Consider the following 3,855-nt stretch of genomic DNA (forward strand, 5'->3'; position numbering starts at 1 on the left):
CCGGCATCCACCATCAGGGGGACCAGCGTCTGCAGCATCTCGGCGACCCCGCCTCCGTATGCAGTCGCGTTGACGTGGACCTACGTTTTTCTGGCAATGTTTACCGTGATATGCGGATACTTCTTTTACCGGAACTATATCTATTTCACCATCCTGAGCCTGCAGAGCGACTATGGGTCGGGGGCCGGAGGCACCACGCTAAATATTTCCGAGGCGGTTTTTCAGCCCGTCTTCTCGAATTTCGTGTTCGTTCTGTTGGTCATAGTTCCCCTGATCACCATGCGTGTCTTCTCGGAGGAGAAAAAGACGGGAACGCTGGCGCTGCATACGGCAATCCGGATCCCCTTCTCCGTCCATCCCCACTTCAGTACCGTAATACATACACGGTGTACCGGGTTGAGAGTATAGGAATGCCATCGCAGATTTTACGAGATTTTTATCGCCGCCTGCTTTGTTCAAAATACGCGGCGTATCATGAGAATCGAATAAATTAAACATCACTTCAGTCGTTTGTCTGCGGTAAAGCATCCGCTGACTGTTCAAACTCGAGACCAGACGTGTCGGAGATAAGATTTTCTTGAAGAAATAATTCTCGATATTATCCGTAAAGGCATAGTTCATGACGGCATGGAACTCGTCACCGTTCAGCCAGTTCTGTGATGAATGCCAAATTTCTCCTAAGATATACAGATCTTCTTTAATTGCCGTCGTTTCCTTGAAAAACTTCTTCCAGAAGTAGTGATCCACTTCATTGGCTACATCAAGACGCCAGGCATCGATATCAAATTCTTTGATCCAATACGTCGCAATATCAAGCAGGTACTCCTGCACCTCCGGATTAGCCGTGTTGAGTTTAGGCATGTGACCGGTAAACGCAAAGGTATCGTAATTCACGCGTCCCACATTTTCCAGTTCGTCCATGCTTAGGCCGCTGACATCTTGGACAGGGAAGGAATGAATATAGAACCAGTCTTTGTACTTGGATTCTTCCTGATTCTCTATTATGTCCTGCCACTGAGCCGATTTAATGCCCACATGATTGAAGACCGCATCGATCATGACACGCATCCCGCGTTTGTGTGCTTCTTCAACAACTTTTTTAAATAATGCTTTGTCACCAAAATCCGGATCGATTTCTTTGTAATCAATGGTGTCGTACTTGTGATTAGAATGGGCTTCAAAAACAGGCGTAAAGTAGATGCCGTTGATACCCAAGTCCTCTAGATAATCCAGGCCATCCAGCACCCCCTGCAGGTCTCCGCCATAAAAGTCGTCACGGGTCGGATGTTCTTTGCTGCCCCACGGAAGCGTTCCTTCAGGATCGTTGCTGTTGTCGCCATTTCTAAAACGTTCCGGAAAAATCTGATACCAGATGGTTTCATTGACCCATTTGGGTGCACGGAACGCATCGATCTCATGGATGTAAGGCACACGGAAATAAAAGTTCATCTGATCCAAAAAAGTCTCTTCAAATGGATAGACTCCCTGGTCCGAGTAAAATATTTCAATGCCGTCTTTTCCGATCACGCGGAAACCATAAGCCATTCGCTTTGTCGGTTCGTGCGTATCGATCATCCAATAATCATGCATATTGGTGGTTGCTACCTTTTTCATTTCTTTTCCGCTGGTGTACCATTTCTGCTCATCGAGCGCATAAGGATCACCACTTATTAGTTCAACGCTGTCGACATCTCTCGTTTTCGTACGGATACGAATATGATAGTGTCCGCGCTCATACAGATATGCGTATTCACTTTCGGAACGATGATAAATTGCTGCTGTATCCATAAAAATACCCCTTCTTTAACTATTGAATTTTATTTTGTTTTGTTTTTTTCCTCTGGATTATTATTTTCCGGCGCGCTTATCTTAAAGCGGTTCCATTCTGATTTTAGCATTTGAAAAAAATTATACAAGAACATTTCAAGTGTTATCGGTAACAGAAAACATAATAGGAGGAAACGCGTTCACACTCGTTTCCATCAAAATCCAGGCATTTCCAAGTAGAAAAACTGATCTAAAAACTGGTCTTCGGTAAGTAGCTGACTTTCTAAGTGAGCTACTTACCGAAGTTAAGCAAGTTCGGCACTTAGCGCCCGCTTACCCCGTGCAACCTACCGAACTTGGCAGCTGTTCGGTAGGTTGGCACATCTTTGACGCTCCTACCTACCGAATAACGGTTCATTCGGTAAGTAGCCAGACCACTTAGTTGTGTCTGTATAATTGTGTAAAATAGAAAAGGTCATATCAACCTTGGTACAATGTAGTTACCAACACACATTGAGAAAGGAAAAGTGATATGACCCAATTCAATCTTAATATAAATTTCGAGGAATTAACAGAGGGTATTTTAAAAAGTGATATGAACAGTAAATTAAAGTCTTTAGCAGTCTTGGTTATGAATGCGTATATGGAAACAGAGAGAGATGAATATATTAATGCTAAGAAATATGAACGAAGTTTAAGCCGTGAAGATTATCGCAATGGGTACTATTCTCGTCACTACACTGTATCGGTGGGCAGTTTAGAGTTAAACGTCCCTCGGACTCGTTCTGGGGAATTTTCGACGGAATTATTTGAACGGTATCAACGAATGGATCAAGTGCTTGTTTTAAGTATGATAGAAGCTGTGATTAATGGTGTTTCTACCCGGAAAGTGACTAAGATTGTCGAAAAATTGTGTGGTGAAAAAGTATCAAAATCATTTGTATCCTCAATTATGAAACGGATAGATCCTGAAATTGACGCCTTTAATAATCGCAGTTTAACCCCACATACCTACAGGTATGTCTACGTTGATGCGTTGTATATTAAAGTAAGGGAAAATCACAGAATTGTGAGTAAAGCTGTTTATATTGCGATTGGAATAAATGAAAAAAACAGGAAAGAGATTATTGGCTTCAAAGTTGCGGATGCCGAGTCTACAGAAAGTTGGACAGCATTCTTTCAGGATATGAGAGCACGTGGATTGAAAACCCCTAAAATGATTATTTCAGATGCGCATGAAGGGCTAAAAAGCAGCATAAAAAAAGAATTTGTAGGATCAGCTTGGCAACGTTGTACGGTTCATTTTTTACGTAATATTCTCGAAGTATTTCCCAAAAAAGACACTGCCGAAGCACGTCGACTACTAAAAAACATTTTCAGATCAAGTACATTCCAAGAAGCCAAAGAGTGTAAAGAAGCTTTTGAGACTTTCGTAGAAGACGACCCGAAATATGAAAAAGCATTAGAAAAACTGGATAATGGATTTATGGATAGTATTCAATATCTAAATGAACCTGAAGCTTACCACGTGTCTTTAAGAACAACGAATACTCTCGAACGATTAAACCGTGAGGTTAGACGCCGCGAAAAAGTAATATCGATATTTCCAAATGTCGCTTCAGCCGTGAGGCTAATAGGAGCTGTTCTGCTTGATGTTCATGAAAAATGGTTAGATAGTCATGCCCCTTTTTTAAGAGAACAGAACAGTGCGATTGATGAAATGAACAAATAATTAAAAAGAAAGGCCTCGAAAAAGTAGAAATCGGGTTTTGATTTCTACTTTGGCGAGGCGTATAGCAGGCTCTGCCTGCCAGCACGTACAATTGAATAATAAAGTAACTACTGTACAATTTTACACACTATAATGGACTTGACCCTTGCTTGCTCTAAGTGTCGAAGTTGGTGCATGTTCGGTCGATTGAGCCTATCAAAGCGCTGCTAACTACCGAATGGAGGGTCATTCGGTAGTTAGTGGTGCACAACCTTTTTCTAAATCAATCCTATAGCGTCAAAAGATCCTATGAGGGTTGGTGAAAGAGATATAGTGTTAGAAGGTCCAAGCAGGCTTGGTGAAGCAGAGGTTGCAGT

At 42.0% G+C, this 3,855-nt stretch carries 2 protein-coding genes and 1 pseudogene; 1 reads left to right on the plus strand and 2 read right to left on the minus strand.

What is annotated here, in order from left to right; all coding sequences use genetic code 11:
- Positions 1–71: pseudogene (locus R6U02_RS09075) on the minus strand (hypothetical protein); the annotation flags it as partial.
- 127 nt (positions 72–198) lie between these two features.
- A complete protein-coding gene (locus tag R6U02_RS09080) occupies positions 199–1,788 on the minus strand; it encodes a glycoside hydrolase family 13 protein (RefSeq protein WP_410263295.1) in 1,590 nt (529 codons plus the stop codon).
- A gap of 511 nt (positions 1,789–2,299) precedes the next feature.
- Here R6U02_RS09080 and R6U02_RS09085 point away from each other — a divergent pair.
- A complete protein-coding gene (locus R6U02_RS09085) occupies positions 2,300–3,499 on the plus strand; it encodes an IS256 family transposase (protein WP_410263296.1) in 1,200 nt (399 codons plus the stop codon).
- The last annotated feature ends 356 nt before the right edge of the window (positions 3,500–3,855 follow it).

The sequence above is a fragment of the Alkalibacterium sp. genome (genome assembly GCF_046484155.1).
In the GTDB taxonomy this organism is placed as follows: domain Bacteria; phylum Bacillota; class Bacilli; order Lactobacillales; family Carnobacteriaceae_A; genus Alkalibacterium.